The sequence below is a fragment of the Pseudomonas sp. LTJR-52 genome, from assembly GCF_003691465.1.
GTDB classification, from domain to species: domain Bacteria; phylum Pseudomonadota; class Gammaproteobacteria; order Pseudomonadales; family Pseudomonadaceae; genus Chryseomonas; species Chryseomonas luteola.
On record NZ_CP033105.1, the window covers coordinates 3,993,959 to 4,014,218 of the forward strand.

General features: G+C 58.8%; 20 protein-coding genes. 8 read left to right on the forward strand and 12 right to left on the reverse strand.

Annotated features, from left to right (window positions below):
- Nucleotides 1-118 precede the first annotated feature (118 nt).
- From EAW52_RS18600 to EAW52_RS18615, 4 genes are all read left to right on the forward strand, one after another.
- Nucleotides 119-754 carry a 4Fe-4S dicluster domain-containing protein gene (locus EAW52_RS18600; protein ID WP_010796963.1) on the forward strand — a complete coding sequence of 212 codons (636 nt, stop codon included), beginning with the start codon at nt 119-121 and terminating at the stop codon, nt 752-754.
- Nucleotides 755-764: 10 nt separating this feature from the next.
- On the forward strand, nt 765-2,435 hold the full coding sequence (locus EAW52_RS18605) for an FAD-binding protein (protein WP_122043531.1): 1,671 nt from the start codon (nt 765-767) through the stop codon (nt 2,433-2,435).
- The gene (locus EAW52_RS18610; protein WP_122043533.1) at nt 2,432-3,676 is read left to right on the forward strand and encodes an NADH-quinone oxidoreductase subunit F; all 1,245 of its coding nucleotides are present in this window, start codon (nt 2,432-2,434) and stop codon (nt 3,674-3,676) included. The genes EAW52_RS18605 and EAW52_RS18610 overlap by 4 nt, the downstream gene beginning before the upstream one ends.
- A gap of 169 nt (nt 3,677-3,845) precedes the next feature.
- A complete protein-coding gene (locus EAW52_RS18615; RefSeq protein WP_122043535.1) occupies nt 3,846-5,381 on the forward strand; it encodes an acetyl-CoA hydrolase/transferase family protein in 1,536 nt (511 codons plus the stop codon).
- Between the two features lie 156 nt (nt 5,382-5,537).
- Here the strand turns inward: EAW52_RS18615 and EAW52_RS18620 are convergent, their stop codons facing one another.
- The 6 genes from EAW52_RS18620 to EAW52_RS18645 all read right to left on the reverse strand — a co-directional run bounded on the left by EAW52_RS18620 (nt 5,538) and on the right by EAW52_RS18645 (nt 10,273).
- Nucleotides 5,538-5,951 (reverse strand): Rho termination factor N-terminal domain-containing protein, encoded by a 414-nt coding sequence (locus tag EAW52_RS18620; RefSeq protein ID WP_122043536.1) that lies wholly within the window; start codon nt 5,949-5,951, stop codon nt 5,538-5,540.
- Between the two features lie 22 nt (nt 5,952-5,973).
- Nucleotides 5,974-6,219: a YgdI/YgdR family lipoprotein gene (locus EAW52_RS18625; RefSeq protein WP_122043537.1), complete on the reverse strand. Its 246-nt coding sequence runs from the start codon at nt 6,217-6,219 to the stop codon at nt 5,974-5,976.
- Nucleotides 6,216-6,452 carry a hypothetical protein gene (locus EAW52_RS18630; RefSeq protein ID WP_010796957.1) on the reverse strand — a complete coding sequence of 79 codons (237 nt, stop codon included), beginning with the start codon at nt 6,450-6,452 and terminating at the stop codon, nt 6,216-6,218. The genes EAW52_RS18625 and EAW52_RS18630 overlap by 4 nt, the downstream gene beginning before the upstream one ends.
- Nucleotides 6,453-6,571: 119 nt before the next feature.
- Nucleotides 6,572-8,632, reverse strand: a complete 2,061-nt coding sequence (locus EAW52_RS18635; RefSeq protein ID WP_122043539.1) for an AsmA family protein — start codon at nt 8,630-8,632, stop codon at nt 6,572-6,574.
- Between the two features lie 94 nt (nt 8,633-8,726).
- Entirely contained in the window at nt 8,727-9,473 is a 747-nt protein-coding gene (locus tag EAW52_RS18640) for an SDR family oxidoreductase (RefSeq protein WP_074823269.1), read from the reverse strand.
- 86 nt (nt 9,474-9,559) lie between these two features.
- Nucleotides 9,560-10,273: a GntR family transcriptional regulator gene (locus tag EAW52_RS18645; protein ID WP_010796953.1), complete on the reverse strand. Its 714-nt coding sequence runs from the start codon at nt 10,271-10,273 to the stop codon at nt 9,560-9,562.
- A gap of 227 nt (nt 10,274-10,500) precedes the next feature.
- Between EAW52_RS18645 and EAW52_RS18650 the strand changes: the two genes are divergently transcribed.
- From EAW52_RS18650 to EAW52_RS18660, 3 genes are all read left to right on the forward strand, one after another.
- The gene (locus EAW52_RS18650; protein WP_122043540.1) at nt 10,501-11,562 is read left to right on the forward strand and encodes an aromatic ring-hydroxylating dioxygenase subunit alpha; all 1,062 of its coding nucleotides are present in this window, start codon (nt 10,501-10,503) and stop codon (nt 11,560-11,562) included.
- Between the two features lie 81 nt (nt 11,563-11,643).
- A complete protein-coding gene (locus EAW52_RS18655) occupies nt 11,644-12,594 on the forward strand; it encodes a PDR/VanB family oxidoreductase (RefSeq protein ID WP_122044862.1) in 951 nt (316 codons plus the stop codon).
- Nucleotides 12,595-12,857: 263 nt separating this feature from the next.
- A complete protein-coding gene (locus tag EAW52_RS18660; RefSeq protein WP_010796950.1) occupies nt 12,858-14,195 on the forward strand; it encodes an MFS transporter in 1,338 nt (445 codons plus the stop codon).
- Nucleotides 14,196-14,240: 45 nt separating this feature from the next.
- On the opposite strand, the gene EAW52_RS18665 is transcribed toward EAW52_RS18660, so the two are convergent.
- The 6 genes from EAW52_RS18665 to rutA all read right to left on the reverse strand — a co-directional run bounded on the left by EAW52_RS18665 (nt 14,241) and on the right by rutA (nt 19,229).
- Complete coding sequence (locus EAW52_RS18665; protein WP_122043542.1) at nt 14,241-15,395, reverse strand: hypothetical protein; 1,155 nt, start codon at nt 15,393-15,395, stop codon at nt 14,241-14,243.
- Nucleotides 15,396-15,503: 108 nt separating this feature from the next.
- Nucleotides 15,504-16,043 (reverse strand): NADH-dependent FMN reductase RutF, encoded by a 540-nt coding sequence (gene rutF, locus EAW52_RS18670; RefSeq protein ID WP_122043543.1) that lies wholly within the window; start codon nt 16,041-16,043, stop codon nt 15,504-15,506.
- A gap of 41 nt (nt 16,044-16,084) precedes the next feature.
- Complete coding sequence (gene rutD / locus EAW52_RS18675) at nt 16,085-16,855, reverse strand: pyrimidine utilization protein D (protein ID WP_122043545.1); 771 nt, start codon at nt 16,853-16,855, stop codon at nt 16,085-16,087.
- A 162-nt stretch (nt 16,856-17,017) separates the two neighbouring features.
- Nucleotides 17,018-17,404, reverse strand: a complete 387-nt coding sequence (gene rutC, locus EAW52_RS18680) for a pyrimidine utilization protein C (RefSeq protein WP_010796946.1) — start codon at nt 17,402-17,404, stop codon at nt 17,018-17,020.
- Nucleotides 17,405-17,406: 2 nt separating this feature from the next.
- The gene (gene rutB, locus EAW52_RS18685) at nt 17,407-18,135 is read right to left on the reverse strand and encodes a pyrimidine utilization protein B (protein WP_122043546.1); all 729 of its coding nucleotides are present in this window, start codon (nt 18,133-18,135) and stop codon (nt 17,407-17,409) included.
- The gene (rutA, locus tag EAW52_RS18690) at nt 18,135-19,229 is read right to left on the reverse strand and encodes a pyrimidine utilization protein A (protein ID WP_122043548.1); all 1,095 of its coding nucleotides are present in this window, start codon (nt 19,227-19,229) and stop codon (nt 18,135-18,137) included. Before rutA ends, rutB begins: the two co-directional genes overlap by 1 nt.
- 312 nt (nt 19,230-19,541) lie before the next feature.
- Between rutA and rutR the strand changes: the two genes are divergently transcribed.
- The gene (gene rutR / locus EAW52_RS18695) at nt 19,542-20,216 is read left to right on the forward strand and encodes an HTH-type transcriptional regulator RutR (protein ID WP_122043549.1); all 675 of its coding nucleotides are present in this window, start codon (nt 19,542-19,544) and stop codon (nt 20,214-20,216) included.
- The last annotated feature ends 44 nt before the right edge of the window (nt 20,217-20,260 follow it).

Here is a 20,260-nt window from a genome sequence, read left to right on the forward strand (position 1 = left end):
GTCACCCAGCCATTCCTCCCGCCTATTGAGCCAGGTCAGTATGCACTGACGGCTACCTGTCTACCCTTGCGCTAATCAAGGCGTACTCCGCGCCCGCACTGACTGTCAGGGAGGTGTTATGACAGACCTCAGCGCCCGCGTGACCATCAACGGCCACAGTATTGAGACTTCAACCAGCCGCTCGCTTCTAGAGGCGGTGATCGACTCTGGACAGCCGCTCACCGATGGTGTCGGCTGCATGGGACAGGGTGTATGCGGCTCCTGCCGCGTGCTGCTGCGCCGCAAGGATTCGCGTGAAGTCACGACGGCCCTGGCTTGTGAAACCGCCGTGGAGGACGGCATGCAGGTCAGCTTTCTGGATCACCTGCCGATGAACCGCCATCACACCTACACCACCAACGACTGGGACGATACCTGGAACCTGCTGGACCGCATCAACAGCGCCTTTCCCGAAGCCAGCCACTGTCGGCACTGCGGTGGATGCGACCGTGCCTGTCCCAAGCATCTTGAAGTCCAGAAAGGCGTAAACCTGGCCGCGTCGGGCGATTTGAGCGCAGCCAAGGTGTTCGATGAATGCATCATGTGCAACCTCTGCACCATTGCCTGCCCGGAACACATCTCGCCCAACCACCTGGGGCTGTACATTCGCCGGATGACGGCATCCGTGATGTTGCGTCCTTCCGACCTGCTGCTGCGACTACGTCAGATCGACCTGGGCGTCATGCCGGTCGATCCAAACGTCGAGCTCACCTGAGGATTTGGCCATGAGCGGAATTGCCTACGAACTTGCCCTGGCGAACCTGAGCCGGTGCGACGGCATGGCGCCCCCGGCAGTGGACAAAACACCATTGTTGCAACGCTATCACCCGGATTACCAGGAGGGTACTCGTACTCGCCTGAGCATCGGGGCCAACCGCGGTGATGAATGCCCCTCCCGGCTGGCCGCCCTACTGCAGAGCAATGCGCAGATCAGTGATGCCGATCTGGCAGGTGCACCGGTCATCAATACCGAAGTACTGGTCATCGGAGGCGGCGGTGCGGGCTGTGCGGCCGCGCTGACAGCCGCCGAACAGGGGCGACGCGTCATCCTGGCGACCAAGCTACGCCTGGGTGACAGCAATACCGTCATGGCGGAGGGCGGGATCCAGGCCGCTGTCGGTGAAGAGGACAGCCTGCAGCGTCACTTCGAGGACACCCTGCGCGCCGGCCACCTGTGTGCAGACCGTACGCTGGTGGCTCGCCTGGCAGAGTCGGGACCTGATTGCATTCGTTGGCTGATTAGCCGCGGCATGCTGTTCGACCTGGCCGAAGGCAGCCCAGTGGGAGGCAAACTCTTACGCAAGAAACCCGGCGGTGCAACATGCGCCCGCATCCTTTCCTACCGCGACTATACCGGCCTTGAGCTGATGCGCGTCCTGCGTGAGGCCGTGGAGCTGGATGACCGTATCTCGCTGTGGAATCGCTGCCCGCTGGTAGAGCTGCTCTCCGACGAGAGCGGCCAATGCGTAGGAGCCGTGCTGTACAACCTCGACTGGCATGGGTTCATTCTGGTACGCGCCAGCCGGGTAATCCTGGCGACAGGCGGCGCGGGACGGCTGCACCTGAACGACTTCCCAACATCCAACCACTACGGTGCAACCGCAGACGGACTGGTGCTCGCGTATCGGATGGGTGCTCGACTGCGGGAGCTGGATTCGTTCCAGTACCACCCGACCGGCCTGGCCTGGCCTTCGCACTTGGTTGGCGGCTTGATTTCCGAGGCGGCGCGCTCTGCTGGCGCCTGGCTGATCAATGGTGAAGGCAGGCGCTTTGTTGATGAGCTGCAACCACGCGATGTAGTGGCCGCTGCCATTCTCAAGGAGTGCGCAGAGGGCCGTGGGGTGGAGCGTGACGGTAATCTGGGCGTCTTCCTGGATACCCCCGGTCTTGAGCGCAGGCATCCGGGCATCCTGGAAGAGCGACTGGTCAGTCTGGGGCATCTGGCCCATCGCTGCGGAATCGATCCCAAGGTCGAGCCCATGATGGTACGGCCTACCCTGCACTACCAGAACGGCGGTGTGGAAATCGACGAACACGGCGCGACAGCCATACCCGGCTTGTATTGCGCAGGCGAAATCAGCGGTGGCATCCACGGCCGTAACCGCATGATGGGCAATGCCTTGCTGGAAATCATCGCGTTCGGCCGCCGGGCGGGGCAGCATGCAGGCGCGACAGCCAGTCCGAAACCCGCCCCCAAGGTAGGTTTGTATCACCTGTACGACTGGCAGCGACAAATCACATTGGCAGGGCTGCCCACCCATGTCTGCGGCCCCTGTCTGTTTCCTGATTACGGCAATTTTGATCTGCGCCGCGATGTGGCCCTGCGTGCCAGCGCACCCGGTGCCGTTCAGGCCATGCTGGCCGGCATGACGCCGTCCAGAGGAGTACCGTCATGAGTTTCACACCTGTTCTGCTCTCACCTTCAGCCCAGGTCGGAGCCAATCTGCAAGCCTGGTTCGCTCAGGGCGGCGGCCAGGGATTACGTCAGGCACTGGCCGCGCCGCACGCCATCATCCCCCTTCTGGAAGAAGCTGGCCTAAGGGGTATGGGAGGCGCCGGCTTTCCTACCCATCGCAAATGGGCACCTGCGTCTGCGCAACCGTCATACCTGGATAAATACATCGTCTGCAACGGCAATGAAGATGAACCCGGCACCTTCAAGGATCGCGTACTGCTGGAAAAATCCCCACATCAGGTCATCGAAGGTGCACTGATTGCCGCCACGGCCATTGGGGCCAACCATGTACTGCTCTATGTGAACCCCCATCAGCACGCGTCCGTCGTGTCATTGAGACAGGCCGTACAGCAATGGCAGACAGAGCCGCTCTTTCAGGAGCTGGCAGCTCTGCAGGGTCGACCAATTGACCTGCGCGTAGTGGAAAGCTCGGGGCTGTACATTGGGGGCGAAGAAACAGCCGTTATTGCCACCCTCGACGGAGGCTTTCCCTTCCCCCATCGCAAGCCGCCTTACCCGGCCGAGTGCGGGGTGGATAACAAGCCTACCCTTATCAACAACACCGAGACGCTGGCCAACGTCTCGCATATCCTGCGGCACGGTGCAGACTGGTATCGCCATCTGGGTATGGGCAGCGCTGCAGGTACCAAGCTCTACTCGCTTTCCGGCGATGTGCTCAAGCCGGGGCTGTACGAACTGCCGATGGGTACGTCGCTGCGCGCGCTCATTTTCGAGCACGGCGGCGGCATGCTGCAGGGCCGCGCCTTCAAGGCCGTCTTTACCGGCGGTCCATCTAATACACTGTTAACCGAACAGCACCTTGATGTAGCGCTGGATTTCGATTCTGTGAAGGCACGCGGATCCAGCCTGGGGACCGGGGCCATGATTGTGATCTCTGAAGGCACCAGCATCGTACGCAAGGTGGCCGAGTATGTGGACTTCTTTGCTGCAGGTTCCTGCGGGCAATGTCCACCTTGTAAAACAGGCACTTATCAGCTGTCTCGCCTGCTGCGACGGATCGATACCGGTGGCGGCCTGCACAGTGATCTGCGTGCCCTGGAAAGCTTGTGCGAGTTACTGCCCAGCAGCGGGCGCTGCGGCTTGATCGACGGCGCAGTAACAGTCGTGCGTAGCTCACTAATGCAGTTCAGGGAAGATTATCAGCGGCAACTGATCGACTAATCTGCGACAATTGGCCGCTCTAGCGCGCTTATCAATGGGGCAGAATACGACCTATTGATTAGGGCGCTAACGTTAGTTTTGGTCTACGGTGCCCGCAGCTCCGCCCCGTCATGACAATGATAAGACTGGAAAGCGGGCATGCTTCTATCCTTGCTGTGAGGTTCCACTGATGAGTGATCGCATCCGCCACCCCGCGTTCGCTGCCCTACGCATGTCTGCCGAGCAGGCAGCTCGCCATATTCGCCATGGCATGACCGTTGGCATGAGCGGTTTTACCGGCGCAGGTTACCCCAAGGCCGTTCCTGGTGCCTTGGCCCAGCACATCACCGAAGCCCATGGCCGAGGCGAGCCGTTTCGTATTCGTGTCCTGACGGGCGCATCCACTGCACCTGAACTGGACGGTGCGCTGGCCCGCGTCGACGGTATCGAGTTGCGTGTACCGTTCCAGTCCGACCCCGAGCTGCGCAGCCGCATCAATGCCGGCCAGCTGGATTACATGGATATTCATCTGGGGCAACTGGCCGAAAAGGTTCGCTACGGCTTTTTCGGCAAGGTTGACATTGCCGTGGTGGAAGTAACCGCCATTCGTGAAGACGGCAGCCTGGTGCCCTCCTCCTCGGTCGGCAACAACAAGACCTGGCTGGACATGGCCGATGCCGTGATTCTGGAGGTGAACCGCTGGCAGCCGGATGCGCTCGACGGTATGCACGACATCTTCTATGACACCGCCCTGCCGCCCAACCGTACCCCTATCCCACTGACCCATCCGGGTGAGCGTGTAGGTGAGCCTTATTTGCAGGTGCCGTTGGAGAAAGTAGTGGCCGTGGTCGAGACCGACGCGCCAGACCGCAACAGCCCGTTCAAGGCACCGGATGCTGCCTCCAAGGCCATTGCCGAGCATATGATCGATTTCCTGCGCTTCGAAGTGCGTCAGGGTCGTATTCCGGCCAACCTGCTACCGATCCAGTCCGGGGTCGGCAACATCGCCAATGCCTTCATGCAGGGGCTGGGCGAAAGCGAATTCGCGGGCCTGACCGCCTTTACCGAAGTGATCCAGGACGGCATGCTCGAACTCCTGATCAGCGGCAAGATGGACCTGGCGGCCGCTACCTCGTTCTCCCTGAGCCCCGCCGGTATCGACCGCTTCCTTGAACACTCGGAGATGCTGCGCAAGAAAATCATCCTGCGCCAGCAAGGCGTGAGCAACCACCCTGAGTTGGTGCGTCGCCTGGGCTGTATCGCACTCAACGGAATGATCGAGGCCGACATTTACGGCAACGTGAACTCCACGCACCTCATGGGCACCCAGATGATGAACGGCATCGGTGGCTCAGGCGACTTTGCCCGTAATGCCTACCTGTCAGTCTTTATGGCGCCGAGCACGGCAAAAAATGGCCTGATCTCCACGATTGTGCCGATGGTGAGTCACGTCGATCACACCGAGCACGATGTCAGTGTCATCGTGACCGATCAGGGTCTGGCTGACCTGCGCATGCTCAGTCCTAAGCAGCGTGCCAAGGTCATCCTGGAAAAATGCGTTCACCCCAGCTACCGCGACATGCTGGCGGACTACATCGATCGGGCCAACAATGGTAGCTACGGCAAACATACGCCTCACCTGTTGCCGGAAGCCCTCTCCTGGCATGAACGCTATCTGGTGACGGGCAGCATGTTCCGTCCGGAAGCCAATCAGGCACAGGATTGATCCTGCCCTGACGAAAAAGCCCCAGCGCCTGATAGGCGCTGGGGCTTTTTTATACGCTCAAGGTGGGGCAGGGTCACCTAATGCGCCAGCTGCGCCCGCACAGACCACATACCCACGGTATGCAGAAGAGGTCTGTGTAACTCGAAATCGGGTTGATCAGCTCAGGGCCTTGATCAACTCGTCTTTCTTCATACGCGAGCGACCGGTAACGCCTTGCTCTGCGGCTTTCTTCATTAGTTCATCACGTGTCATGTCGCTCAGCGATGTACTGCCGCGACGCCCGCGCGTCGACGCGCTACGACTGGTTGAGCGTCCTGAATTCGGCGAATGCCCATGCTTGGTTGCAACCGCACGGCGAGCAGAGTCCTTACGATCGGCGCGCTTGGCCGTCTCGCTTTTCTGTGTGCCGGAGCCACTCTTGTTGCCGCCACCAGACTGCTTGTTGACAGTAGCCCAGGCACGCGCCTCCGCCTGATCTTCCGACATGCCCTTGGCTTCGTAGCTTTCCTCGATGTGCTCGGCCTTGCGCTTTTGTTTATCGCTGTAGGTTGACTTGTCGCCGCGTGGCATAGGTGCCTCCTGTTCAGACGGATCAGTCTTCGGCTTTGATCGTTGCTACGTCATCAGCCCGGACGCGAATCTGGCGGCCGGAAACGTCTTTGAATTCATAGAAACCATCGGCAGTTTTAGTGTTGGGTTTGTCTTGGGTGATGTACTCGGTACCATCCTGCAGGGTCACAACCGTGGCGGTGGAACAACCGCCCAAAACAACAGCGCTCAGCAGCAGTAATACACCCGCAAAACTCTGTGTCAGGTTTTCCCTGAATGCGCGAATCATTGCGCTACTCCATCATCCAGTCGGTGGATCGAAACATCACTGATACCCACGATAGGCAAGCCCGGTTCGAGATCGAACAGCAGGTACTGTGCATCGTTTACGGCAATCAGATGCTTGACGGCCAGCTCACGAACCACATCGGTGACCGGTACGTTCAGGTCGGCAATGCGGTCGGTGTGGGGCTCGCCCAGCAATTTGTAGTGAATTTCATACTCCTGGCCCATATCGCTCATGGCTTCGGTCTCCCTGAGTGAGATACACCTGTTTTGAGAGGTATAACCCTTCACTTGTTCTGTCACGCCCGCTGAACGGTCGCTTCGTTGCGGCCTGACAGATAAACGGTAAAGCCTGATTAGTTTCCTCTTCTCATCTGTTGAAGCAGGGCCTTGCACTGGTTGTCCTGACTGTTATTGCTCGGGGCCACAAGTGCCAGCAGGCCCGCAGCCGGGGCAGCAAATGTAGCAAGCAGTGCGGCAGCGGCGCCCCGTGCAGCCAAGGGCAAGGGTTTGACGCCTGGCGAAGGACTCTTCAATGTTCCCCTCACATATAAAGGCGAGCGGAGCGAGAAGATGCGATAGCCCTTGCTGTGCGGCTCAATGGACAGGTCAATCTGCTCGTTGGCAAAGTTGACGGTGCCGTCGATGTTGATCAAAGCGTTTTCCGTATCGAATACGAAGATACGCGTCTTCATCAGTCCATTCGTGACCTGCAGATCCGACGCAGCGCAATTGATCGCCACCTCATCGTCACCAAACAGGCGGCTGACCAGATAGTTGCCCACATTGAGGCCAGCGATTTCCATCAGACTACGACTGATGGAGCCATCATTCATCAGCACCTTGAGTTCACCATTGCTGCTGCCCAGCAGTGCTGCGACCGAGTTACCCGTTCCCGTCAGGGTGGCATCACCGTTGAGTTCGCCAAAGCTGTCACGCATGGCTTCAACCGTAGGGAACAGCTGCTTGAGTTTGACGCCCCGTATGTGCAGATCCATCCGGGCGGGCATGGGGCTCTTGTCTCCCTCCAGGCGAACCGTGCTATTCAGCGCACCGCCTGCGGCGCCAAAGCGCAGTGGATCGATGAGCAGGACGCCATCGGTCAGCTTCAGATGCAGATACAGATTAGACAGCGGCAATGAGGCGTTCTGAACGATGCGCTGGCCGGTAAACTTCACGTCGGCATCCATGGCGCGCCACCGTTCGGTACGAAACTCGGAAACAGGTAGCGCTTTGTTCGCGGGCTGCTTGTTCTCTTCACCGCGGGCCTGCTTCTGCTCGGCAGAGTCGGCGCCGATAAGAGGCGCCAGATCAGCAAAAAGCAGCTGATTGGAGGTCAACTCGCCGGTCAGTTTTGGCCGTGGCTTGCCCCCTGTATATTGCAGATCTCCATGAAGATCGCTCTGCCCTACCTTTCCAGAAAAGTCCTCGTATTGGAAACGTGGCCCGGCCGGGTCGTTGAGGACAACGGTAAGGTGTCCATCAGTCGAGTACGGCGCCGTTTCCGGGAGCGTTACGCCCGTCAGGCGATAGAGCTGCCCCAGGCTCTGCCCGGACAGCTTGAGCCGCAGATCCAGAGCCCCCAGCTTGAGCGGTTCGGTCAGCGTTCCGAAGACATTCAGGTGCGTGGCACCCGCGCGGACATCGGCCTGAATGGGAAAGGGTGCGTCCGGATCATGCAATGCCAGCAGCCCACCGATCTTGCCGCTGCCCTCCACGGCTTGCTCCTTGTACCGGCCCTTCACGGTCCAGCCAAATTGCAGTGCCTGGGTCTGTTTGACATTGGCCCGCTGCCGCTGAGTCCCGGCCTGCCCAACGATATCGGCATAGGCAATGGGTGCATCCAGTGAGGTGATCGTGGTTTTGACGTGGGCCTGTACGATGTCATCGTCATAGGCGACCTGGCCTGCATCAAAACCAATGGTGCCGATGTCCACGGTCCAGGCTGAGGATGCTTCGTTTGGATTCTTTTCCTGTTTGTCGCCCTGGTCAAAGGTCCAGGTATTACGGCCATCGGCCAGGCGTTGCAGGTTGGCTTCCGGCTTGGTCACGTCGATACGTGGGATATAGACCTGCTTGCTCAAAAGCGCCAGAGGCGAGATCCGCAACTGTACTCGGTCCAGGTGCACGAAGCGTGGGTTGCTTGCCCAGGAAGGATTGCCGATCTCGATGTTTTCCGCCGAGATGTGCGGCCACGGGACCCAGGCCCGCCAGCCGCCCTGATCCGTTTCGCGGCGCCAGTCCACACCCAGGTTGCCGTTGATGGCAAACGGACGGTTGAGCGCGGCTGACGCCTTGTCATTGAGGGTAGGCTTGAGCCGGTTCCAGTCGAACGTCGAGACAAAGACGATCATCACGACAATTAACGCCACCAGGATGCCTAGCGTCCAGACAATGATTTTCCGGGTCCGTGTCACGCCTTTTCTCCGTTTCGCCAGCCATCAGAAGGTCACGGCGTTATGCCATGTACCTACTACGTCAACGACGAACGGCAGTGGTTCAACCGCTCGCTCAGCGACCTCCAGAAATGTCGAGTATCGCACCGCTGGCATAAGAGGCCTCATCCGACAGCAACCAGATGATTCCGGCTGCAATCTCTTGCGGCTCACCTGCCCGGCCCATGGGCGTCGTGACACCAAGCCGCAAACCGCGATCAGGATCGCCGCCACTGGCATGAATCTCGGTCAGGGTCAGACCAGGACGTACCGCGTTGACGCGCACGCCCTGCGGTCCCAGCTCTTTGGAAAGCCCTAGCGTCATGGTGTCGATTGCGCCTTTGGACGCGGCATAGTCGATGTATTCATTGGGCGAACCCAGCCGCGAGGCAACCGAAGACACATTCACGATCACCCCGCCCCGGCCGCCTCGCTCGGTAGACATGCGCCGTGCAGCCTCACGCGCACACAGGAAGGCACCCAGGATGTTCACCTCGAACATGCGCCGCATACGGTCGATGGGCATATCGGCGAGCTGCAGGGACTGCCCCGTGATACCGGCGTTGTTGACCAATCCGTCCAGCCCGCCGAACTTGTGCTGAATGGTATCGAACATGGCCAGAACGTCCGCCTCAACGGACACATCGCCACGAATGGCAATCGCCTCGCCACCAGCCTGCTCTACCAGCGCCACACATTCATTAGCCGCCGTCTCGTCAGCCGTGTAGTTCACACCCACACGCCAGCCGCGTGCACCGGCCAGTCGCGCTGCTTCACGACCAATACCCCGGCTGGCGCCGGTAATCAGAATAATCTTGCTCATGGAGGCCTCTCTTGTTCGGAAAGTCCGCTCAGCTTAGGCAGGAATTGATGAGGGTGCGAGCGGGAAGGCGGATAGGACAGGTGCTGTTACATATCGCGAATGACCTTGAGCCCCTCGTGATCGATGTGCGGGGAGCCAAACAGATCGGCATAGCGCATCGTCGCATTAGCATGTTCACGCATCAGAGCTTCTGCACGCGCGCCCTGTCTGTTTACCAGGGCATCGACGATGGCATGGTGCTGCATGTGCGCAAAGTTGAAGCGCCGATATTCTCGGGCCATGTCGTTGCGATCCACTGCCAGCGAGCTGACCGAGGCAAACGGCAAGTGATCGTTACGCGCCAGGGCATGACTGATCGCAGGATTACCGCTGGCCTCAATAATGACCTGATGAAAGCGCCGGTTGAAATCATGGTAAACCTCCATGTCTTCCTCGGTGACATAACCTTTTGCAAACAGGACATCTCCCGTGGCAAGGCACTGCTGCAAGGCTTCCTGAGTCGTTGGATCCAAACCGCGTTCTGCCGCCTGTCGCGCCGCCAGCCCCTCCAATACACCCCGGACTTCCACCGCACCTGCAATCTCTTCGCCAGTCACCGTCCGCACGGTATAACCACGGCCTTCGTTCTTGGACAGCAATCCTTCCTGCTCCAGCGTCCGAAAGGCCATACGCACCGGCATGCGCGAAACCCCCAGCCGCTCGGCGGTAGGAATTTCCACCAGCCGCTCACCGGCCGGTAATTCACCGGACACGATCATTTTCCGTAATGTGACCAACACTCGTTGTCCTGGCTTGCTCATGAGGTCCTCTCGGCGCTGTAATCAATTCATCTTAGCGCAGGCAGCTTCCGGCTGGGCACGACACCTGCGGCAGCTATCGTCAGGGAGCAACCCGACGTTCGTCGGACCCAATGGCCGTTAATCGCACCAAAAATGGATCCAATAGTGACTTATAGATTGACTCAGCATCTGTATAGCGCGAAGTATTGGATCCAATAAAAACAAAACAGCCCTGCGAGGAGCCCACCATGTTCCCGAAAAATACGTGGTATGTAGCCTGTACGCCTGACGAGATCGCCGATAAACCGCTCGGTCGTCAGATTTGTGGTGAAAAGATCGTTTTCTACCGTGGTCCGGAAGGCAAGGTCGCGGCCCTGGAGGATTTCTGCCCTCACCGTGGCGCCCCGCTCTCGCTGGGCTTTGTACGTGACGGTGTCCTTGTATGCGGCTATCACGGCCTGGAGATGGGCTGCGATGGCAAGACCGTTGCCATGCCAGGCCAGCGCGTTCGTGGTTTCCCCTGTATCCGTCAATATCCGGTCGAAGAGCGCTACGGCTTCATCTGGGTCTGGACCGGCGAGGCCGAAAAAGCCGATCCTGCCCTGATTCATCATCTGGAATGGGCCGACAACCCCGAGTGGGCATATGGCGGCGGCCTGTATCACATCAACTGTGACTATCGCCTGATGATCGACAACCTCATGGACCTGACCCATGAGACCTATGTCCATGCCAGCAGCATCGGGCAGAAGGAGATCGATGAAGCCGCACCCATCACGAAAGTGGAAGGCGATACCGTCATCACCAGCCGCCATATGGAAAACATCATGGCCCCGCCCTTCTGGCGCATGGCCTTGCGCGGCAACAACCTGGCGGATGACGTCCCCGTGGATCGCTGGCAGATCTGCCGCTTCACGCCACCAAGCCATGTTCTAATTGAAGTCGGTGTGGCCCATGCCGGGCATGGCGGTTACGAGGCCGATCCCAAATACAAGGCCTCCAGCATTGTGGTCGACTTCATTACACCGGAGACCGAGACCTCTATCTGGTACTTCTGGGGCATGGCGCGCAATTTCAGACCTGAAGACGAGGCGCTGACGGCGACCATCCGTGAAGGCCAGGGCAAGATCTTCTCCGAAGACCTGGAAATGCTGGAACGTCAGCAACAGAACCTGCTGGCCTATCCCGAACGGCAACTGCTGAAGCTGAACATCGACGCGGGCGGCGTACAGTCGCGCCGGATTCTGGATCGCCTCATCGAAAGCGAGCGTAGCGCAGCTGCCCCGCTGGGCATGATTGCTACCGCCTGATGCCCCTGGCGCCGCCTTCGTACAGAGGCGCCTGCTATTGAGGTGGCTTGCATGGCAGGTCACTCAGCCGAGGACTTTATCGTGATCGACGTTCTGATCGTTTCGAAGAAAACCGAAGCCACGGACATCTGCAGCCTCGAGCTGGCCAGTGTCGATGGCTCACCCTTGCCGGAATTCAGTGCCGGCTCGCATATCGATGTGCACTTGCCGGACGGCATCGTTCGGCAATATTCGCTCTGCAACCCGCCAAACGAGCGCCATCGCTATCAGATTGCCGTTCTCAAGGACCCCGCCTCCCGTGGCGGCTCGCTCGGTGTCCATCAGCTCAAGGAAGGTACACACCTCACTATCAGCGAGCCGCGCAATCTGTTTCCCCTGGCGCATGGCGCCAAACGCAGCCTGCTGTTTGCTGGCGGTATCGGCGTGACGCCCATTCTGTGTATGGCCGAGCGTCTATCGAATATGGCCGCAGACTTCGAGATGCATTACTGCACCCGCTCCGCCGATCGCACGGCATTCGTCGAGCGAATCAGCACCTCACCGTTTGCCGGTCAGGTACATTTTCACCATGACGATGGCCCCGCGCAGCAGAAGCTGGATGCCACTCAAGTGCTGGGCCAGCCGGAGCCGGATGTACACGTGTACGTGTGCGGCCCGACAGGCTTCATGGAATATGTTCTCAGCATAGCCAAAGCCAATGGTTGGCCGGAGGAGCAACTGCATCGTGAATACTTTGCGGCAGCACCCACCGATACCTCCAACGATGGCAGCTTCGACCTCAGGATTGCTAGCACCGGACAGACCCTGCATGTTCCCGCTGAACGTACCGCACTCGACGTTCTGCTGGAGGCAGGGTTCGACATTCCAATGTCCTGTGAACAAGGCATCTGCGGCACCTGTCTGACCCGCGTGCTGGACGGTACGCCAGAACACCGGGACATGTTCATGACAGAGGATGAACAGGCCGCGAACGATCAATTCACGCCCTGTTGCTCACGCGCCAAGAGCGCTGTGCTGGTCCTGGATATCTGATAGGCCTGATGGACGCCCGTCAGGTCATCAGATCGCCATCAAAAGCTGTTCGTTAAGCGGCCACTCTTCTACGTCGGGAGGGCCGCGGTGTCGTATAAGTACTGCATCCGGTCTGCCTCGAATATCGCGATCAGGGCTTGAACGCTTCGAGCAGACTTCCAGCACTACAACAATAACAAGAGGCCCCCCCATGCTCATGACACCGCTATCTCTGCTCTGTTATGCACGTCACTTGCGCGCCACCACTACTCGGGAGGCTGACCATGCATAACGACCTTCGCCGGGCTGTCGATGAAGGCCGCATGAACGGCTTTCAATGGACTGCCATTATCATTTGTATCGCGTTAAACATGATCGACGGCTTCGACGTACTGGTCATGGCCTTTACCGCCGCGTCCGTTTCCGCTGAATGGAAGCTCTCTGGCGCTCAGCTGGGCGTACTGCTCAGCGCAGGACTGTTTGGCATGGCTGCGGGCTCGCTATTTATTGCTCCCTGGGCGGATCGCTTTGGCCGTCGCCCGCTCATTCTGGCGTGCGTAACCGTTGCAGGCCTTGGCATGTTGCTGTCTGCATTCAGTCAGTCAGCTACTCAGCTGGCTGTATTGCGGGCCATCACTGGGCTTGGTATCGGTGGCATCCTGGCCAGCAGTAATGTGATTGCCAGCGAGTACTCATCCAAGCGGTGGCGTGGGCTTGCAGTAACCCTGCAATCCACCGGCTATGCCCTTGGGGCCACCATTGGCGGGCTTATTGCCGTGGCATTGCTGTCTGCCTGGGGCTGGCGCTCGGTCTTCGTCTTTGGTGGCCTGGTGACGTTCGCTATCATTCCCTTCGTACTGTGGCGTCTGCCCGAATCGTTGGATTTTCTGCTGGCCAAGCGCCCGGACAATGCCCTGGTGCGGGTCAATCGTCTGGCCCAAAAACTGGGCTATGCACCGCTTACCGAGCTGCCTCCGCAGCCCCTGCGCGAAGCGCACAAGGGCAGCAGCTTCAAGCAGCTATTTTCACCCGCGCTGCTACGCACCACCCTGCTGATCTGGGGTTCATTCTTCCTGACGATGTTCGGTTTCTACTTCATCATGAGCTGGACACCCAAGCTGCTGGTGTCGGCCGGTCTTTCTGCACAGCAGGGCGTAACGGGTGGAGTATTGCTGAGCATTGGCGGCATCTTTGGCGCAGCCTTGATCGGCATGCTTGCCGCGCGCTTCAAGATCAGTCATCTACTGGCTGTTTTCATGGCCTGCACAGCCGTGCTGCTCAGCCTGTTCGTTTCCTCCACCTCCTCACTGACCACGGCCTTTACCCTGGGTTTACTCATTGGCCTCTTCAGTAACGGCTGCATTGCCGGGTTGTATGCCTTGGCCTCCATGGCATATGACGCCTCGGTACGCGCAACGGGTATGGGCTGGGGTATTGGCATTGGCCGCTTCGGGGCTATTCTCTCGCCACTGGTGGCCGGTGGGCTGATTGACCTGCAGTGGGGTCCGGCTCAGCTGTATCAGGGCTACGCCGTGGTGTTTGTATTGGCGGCGGCTACGGTGCTTCTGCTCAAACTGTCTGCCCCTGTTCGTACCGTGGGCGCACCTTCACAGGCTCATTGAGTGAGTAGACTAGAGGCCGCTCCGGCTGCCTCTAGTCTGATCCGATCACTCCGGTAGCGTGACCTTGACCGGCCCCGGATGCGCCTTGATGGTCTTGTAGGGAATCACCGTATCGCCTGGCTCATCGCAGCTTCTGGCGGCCCGGGCAAAAGTAGGCCCCAGGTAAATTCCACGAGGCTCGAAATACCACACTGAAAACTGCCAGACAGAAGGGTCCTGGTAATTGCATTCGTTTGGGTCGTCGTTCATCAGCTCGGGATACAGACGCTTGAACTGGTCAACCACCCACGGGGCAAACAACTGCTCGCGGTAGTTGGAGTACGCCTCCAGATTATCCATGCCCCGCTCGTAATGGATGGACGGCCCCTTACCCAGCCAGAACACATCTTCCAACTCTAGAATCTTGCCGGTGGCCAACTCCATGTTGAGCGGCGCATCACCAAAGTCTGGATGCGCACCGCCGCAGTCGTAGCTGGTGAACAGACTGACGCTCAGTACAGAGTCATTGATAAATACCGGTTTGACCGTCTGATCGAACTCTGTCTCACGATCACGTGCCCCGGACAGACACCCAAAGTAGCTGTTCACCTCCTGCCACTGCCGATTCTGCAACGTCCTGTTGGCAGCGCTTAGATCCATCGCCGTAGGGGATGAAACCAGCTGGAACAGGCGAATGCGGGAAACAGGCTCCACCCACCACTGCAAACCATACCCCATAAAGGTGTCTTGCCTGTCTTTCTTCAGGCTCAGCCCTTTCAGGCGCAGATACTCATAGGGTGATGTACGCCGCAGCTCGTCCAGGGCGGGTAAATCATCAGGACGTGCCGGCGGCAGCGCTACAGGGGAAAGACTGATATCGAGCGTCTTGCCTTTGCTGGCCCAGCGGCCGGTCCAGCGACCATTGGCGCCCTGTTTGAGCGTCCACTGCATGGGCACGCTTTTCGTGCTGAAAAAAGGACGATTCTCACTCAGACGCAGGGTACGCTGCTTGTCCAACGCTCCGTCGAGCGCAATATCGGTGTGGTACTTCTGGTAGAAATAGCGCCCGGTCACCTCGTCGGGTTTAGCCAGATCCAGCTCAACCAGCACCTTGGCCTGCCCCACAGTGCCCTGCAGCAGCTCCGGCTCTGCCATGGCCGAACCGGCAGCCAGCAACAGTGCCGCGCCACAGCACTGCAGCACAGAAACGATACCTCTCATGGACTCTTATCCTCGACCCTTTCTTGTACGAACCGACACAGCCTAATCGACCCATGTGTCAGCCCATACTCTACGAGGAATAAGCGGCTCAGCACATCCCTACCATAGTTATCCGCAGGGAGCGGATGTCAGCAGGTCCTGATAACCCCGGTTGAAGTAGACCAATCCATGTACATCGTCCTGGCGCTCGATAGCGACCACTTCGCACAGGAGTACGTCGTGAGTACCTACGGTATTAATCGAAACGATTCGACAATCAAATGAGACTACCGCTCCTTCCAGCGCTGGCGAGCCGGTGATCAAGGTATTCCAGCACGCCGCGGCAAATCGATCCTGCATACCGGTTTTACCGCCAAACAGATTGGAGAGTGCCTTGTGCTCACTGCTCAAGGTATTCACGCACAGAATGCCGTTGGCCTTGAAGATCGGATAGACCGAGGCTGAACGGTTCAGGCAGACCAGCAAGGTAGGCGGCTCGTCGGTCACGCTGCACACGGCTGTTGCCGTGAAGCCGGCACGGCCTTGGGGTCCATCAGTCGTCACGATATTGACCGCCGCGCCCAGCCGGGCCATGGCATCGCGATAGTCCTGCTTGGGTACACGCAGAGGTTGTACGGGCGAAACGATATTCAGGTTGGCAAGTGACATGGCATAGCCTCACTGCAGGAGCGACGCTCCTGTCATCGGATTCAGGTCAGGTAGTCGAGCATCAAGGCATTGAAGGTATCGGGGTCCGTCACGCTGGAGGCATGCCCGCCGTAGCTGAGTAGCTCGAACTGCGCATCGGGCAGGTGTTTGGCCAGATGCTCGGAACACACCCACGGTACTAGCAGATCGTCCTGGTTGGCGACGATCAGGGTGGGTGTTCTGATCTGCGCCAGCTGGGTATCCACATCGAATGCCTGTAATGCAGCGATACGTCGGCGCACATTCTCGCTATCGGGAAAATGCGCCAAGGCATGGGCTTCGTCAGCCTCGAGGCGTTTGGTGTTTTGCAGCATCCAGTCGGCGGGATACAAAAACAGGGGCTGGGCCTGTACGTAGGCGGCCGGGCCTGTATCGTTCAAAAGAGCGAGTCGTACAGCAAAACAGCGGGCGCTGTGCGGATTAGGCTTGCTCCAGGCGTTGACCAGAATCTGGCTGATCAAGAGTTCAGGCCGCATCAAGCCGATCTGAAGCCCTACAAGACCGCCCAGGGCGTGCCCCATGAAATGGCAACGCGCGATACCCAGCGCATCGACCATATCCAGTACATCCTGGGCCATGGCCTTGATGGTATAGCCCTCTGGGATAACCGCCAGGCTCTTGCCTGTGCCGGTCTGGTCGTAAGTCACCACGCGAAAGTGCTCGCCCAGCGCCGCGAGCTGCGGCGTCCAGAATGCCCCCGCACCGCCAAGACCGGATGACAGTACGATGGTATCGGCCTCGGCATCCTGCCGGCCATGGATCTCGTAGTGCATGCAAGGCTCCCCTGTATACCGTTGGATAACGCGCATGGGTTGTTTCATGAGATGCGTGACGGGAAATCCCCCTGGTAGCAGGTATCGCCTGACGGCTCGACCCAACCTACAGACTCATAAGATGGGTTGAGCGAAGCGATACCCACCACTTCACTTGCTCACTTACGTTCCCACATGGGCGATACTGGCGATCTCGATCAACGCATCCGGCTTTACCAGGCCGCATTGGATGCAATAACGCGCGGGCTTCTCGCCTGGAAAATACTCGGCGTACACCGCGTTGATCGCCCCGTAGTTCGCCCAGTCGGTGATCATGATCATGTTGAAAGTCACGTCATCCATCGTTCCGCCGGCCTCCTCCACGACCCTCTTGATGGTTTCCAGCACATGCCGCGCCTGTGCAGCGGCATCGCCTACGTGTACAACGTTGTTGTCCTTGTCGAATGGCAGGGTGCCGGAAACATACAGAACTCCATCAGCTAGTGAGCCTGGAACAAAGGGCGCAAGGGGTTTTCCGCTTCCGGCGGGAATCACGCTGTGCTTGGGCATGGTCAGTCCTTTTTGAAGGTGGCGTGAAAATCGGCAACGGTTGAAACCCAGCCAAAAAACGTCTCGATATTGAATAGCGCCGCCTCGTGCGCCGAGCGCGGCCCGGCCTGATGGCAGGCATCACCCAGGCAGACGCCAAAGTATTCGAGAAAGAACCCGTCTCGCAGTGTGGACTCCACGCAGACATTGGTGGCGATCCCTACGAACACGAGGTTACGAATGCCGCGGGCACGCAGGAGGCTATCGAGAGGCGTATTGTAGAAACCGCTGTAACGGGTCTTGGGTACGACCAGATCTCCTTCACGCGGCTGAAGTTGATTCACCAGCGCATAATCCCAACCGCCTTTTGCAAGCAGCTTGCCTTGCAAGTTCGGGCGTTTACGCATGGTCTTGAGCGCGTTGGACTTGTGCCAGTTGGGTGAACCAGGTCCACCAGCTTCCTGATACTCTGGATCCCAACCATTCTGGAACCAGACGATCTGAATACCGGTCGCACGCGCGGTTTCCACCACCCCGGCAATGTTTTCGATTACCGGGCCGGTTGCGTCTACATCAAAGCCGGCAAGGTCCAGATAGCCACCCTTGCTTGCATAGGCGTTCTGCATATCGACGACTATGACTGCCGTCTCGCTGGCCTTCAGTCGCAGGGGCTCAGGGCGTGCAGGTAGCGTGACCGCGTCCTGGCTGCCTGTCGGCACGGCATACCCTGCCACGGATTCAAGCGCGTTCATCAGGCACTCTCCTGCAGCCGAGTGACATGACGGCGGCTCTGCATCAAGGGCTGGATCTTTTCACCAAATTCGGTAACGCCCTGCATGAAGTCGTCAAAGGTCAGCAACACGCCACTGGCCCCGGGTACCTCGGCGATCTCATCCAGCATGCGGGCCACATTGGCGTAGGAGCCCACCAGCGTACCCATGTTGATGTTGACCGCGGACGTCGGGTCCGACATCTGTCGTACATTCGTATCGCCGCCTGACTTGGTATCAGCTGCCGCCTGGGCTCCCAGCCATTTGATGGCCTCTTCGTCGGCGCCGGCCTTGTAGTGTTCCCACTTGGCACGTGCCGCTTCATCGGTTTCGCCGGCAATCACCATGAACAGCACGATGGAGCTTACGTCGCGGCCTGTCTTGGCGGTGGCGGCCATAAGACGCTCGGAGGTCGGCGCAAAAGCCTTGGGCGTGTTCACACCTTTGCCAAAGACAAAATTGTAATCGGCGTACCGTGCCGAGAACGCCATGCCGGCGTCGCTGGAGCCAGCACACACGATCTGCATATCAGCTTGCGGTTGCGGGCTGACACGGCAGTCTTCCATCTGGAAATGTTCGCCCTTGAAGTCGGAGCGACCGGTTCCCCACAAGTCTCGCAGGATCTGGGCGTACTCACCCAGGTAGTTGTAGCGGGTAGCAAAAAACTCATCGCCCGGCCAGAGGCCCATCTGGCTGTATTCAGGCTTTTGCCAACCGGTCACAAGGTTCACGCCGAAGCGGCCACCGGAAATAGAGTCAATGGTAGAGGCCATCCGCGCCACGATGGCAGGCGGCAGGGTCAATGTAGCGGCAGTAGCAAACAGCTTGATGCGGGAGGTAACGGCGGCAAGGCCTGCCATCAGGGTGAAGGATTCCAGGTTATGATCCCAGAACTCGGTCTTGCCACCAAAACCACGCAACTTGATCATCGACAGGGCAAAGTCGAAGCCATAGTGCTCGGCGCGCTGCACAATGTTCTTATTCAGCTCGAAGGTAGGTTTGTACTGCGGTGCGTTCTCGGAGAGGAGCCAGCCGTTGTTGCCGATCGGGATGAATACGCCAATGTCTAGAGTCATGCTCAGCCTCGGATTCGCTCGTGGGTCGAAGTGATTTCCCGCCCGTACCGCAAGCCAGGAATACCAAGGACAGAGCACAAACTCTGCCAGCTTTAGGTTTCTGCTGAGCAAACAAGGAGTTAGGTCAAAACCTGCTTCTTAGCGTGGACCATTTGGTCCAAACAAGAGCACCTGGTTTGTGCAGCCCGCACGATGATGGGGCGAAAACCGCAGGCGACCTGCTACTCTGGCGAGCATGAAATTCGACTGACGGTACTCACTCAAGGCCGCTCGCGGTAAAGTGCAGTTCGTGCTGTAGAGGCAGGAGTCGTTGTGAGCCAGGACCGTTCATCCACACCCAGCAAGCCCACTCGCAAGCCCAGTGCTGCGACACTGGAGCGCCGCCGACGGCAGATCGAGGAAAAGCGCGGCATCATCCTTGAGGCAGCGCTGGACTTGTTTTCCCGGTACGGCCTGCATGGCACCAGTCTTGACCAGATAGCCGCCCAGGCAGAGGTTTCCAAGACCAATCTGCTGTACTACTTTGGCAGCAAGGAAGACCTCTACCTCAACGTGCTACGCCAGCTGTTGGTGATCTGGCTGGCCCCCTTGAAGACCTTTAGCACAGAGCAGGACCCGATCGACGCCATCAAGGGCTACATCAGGCACAAGCTGGAAATCTCTCGTGACTACCCAGCCGAATCCCGCCTGTTCTGCATGGAAATCCTGCAAGGCGCGCCGCTGCTCCTGAGCGAGCTGGAAGTACCCCTGCGGGAGACGGTCGAGGCCAAAGCTGCAGTAATCCGCGCCTGGATCGACGCCGGTCAACTGGCTCCCGTCGATCCACATCACCTGATCTTTACGCTCTGGGCAACCACCCAGCACTACGCCGACTTTCGTGTCCAGGTTCAGGCCATCCTGGGCAAGACCCTCGATGACCCTGTGTTTTTCGAAGAGGTGCTGAGCAGTGTACAGGCACTGATTCTGGACGGTTTGAAGCCCCGTTAGCCTGAAATGCAAAAGCCCGGTCAATGCCGGGCTTTTTATCGGTC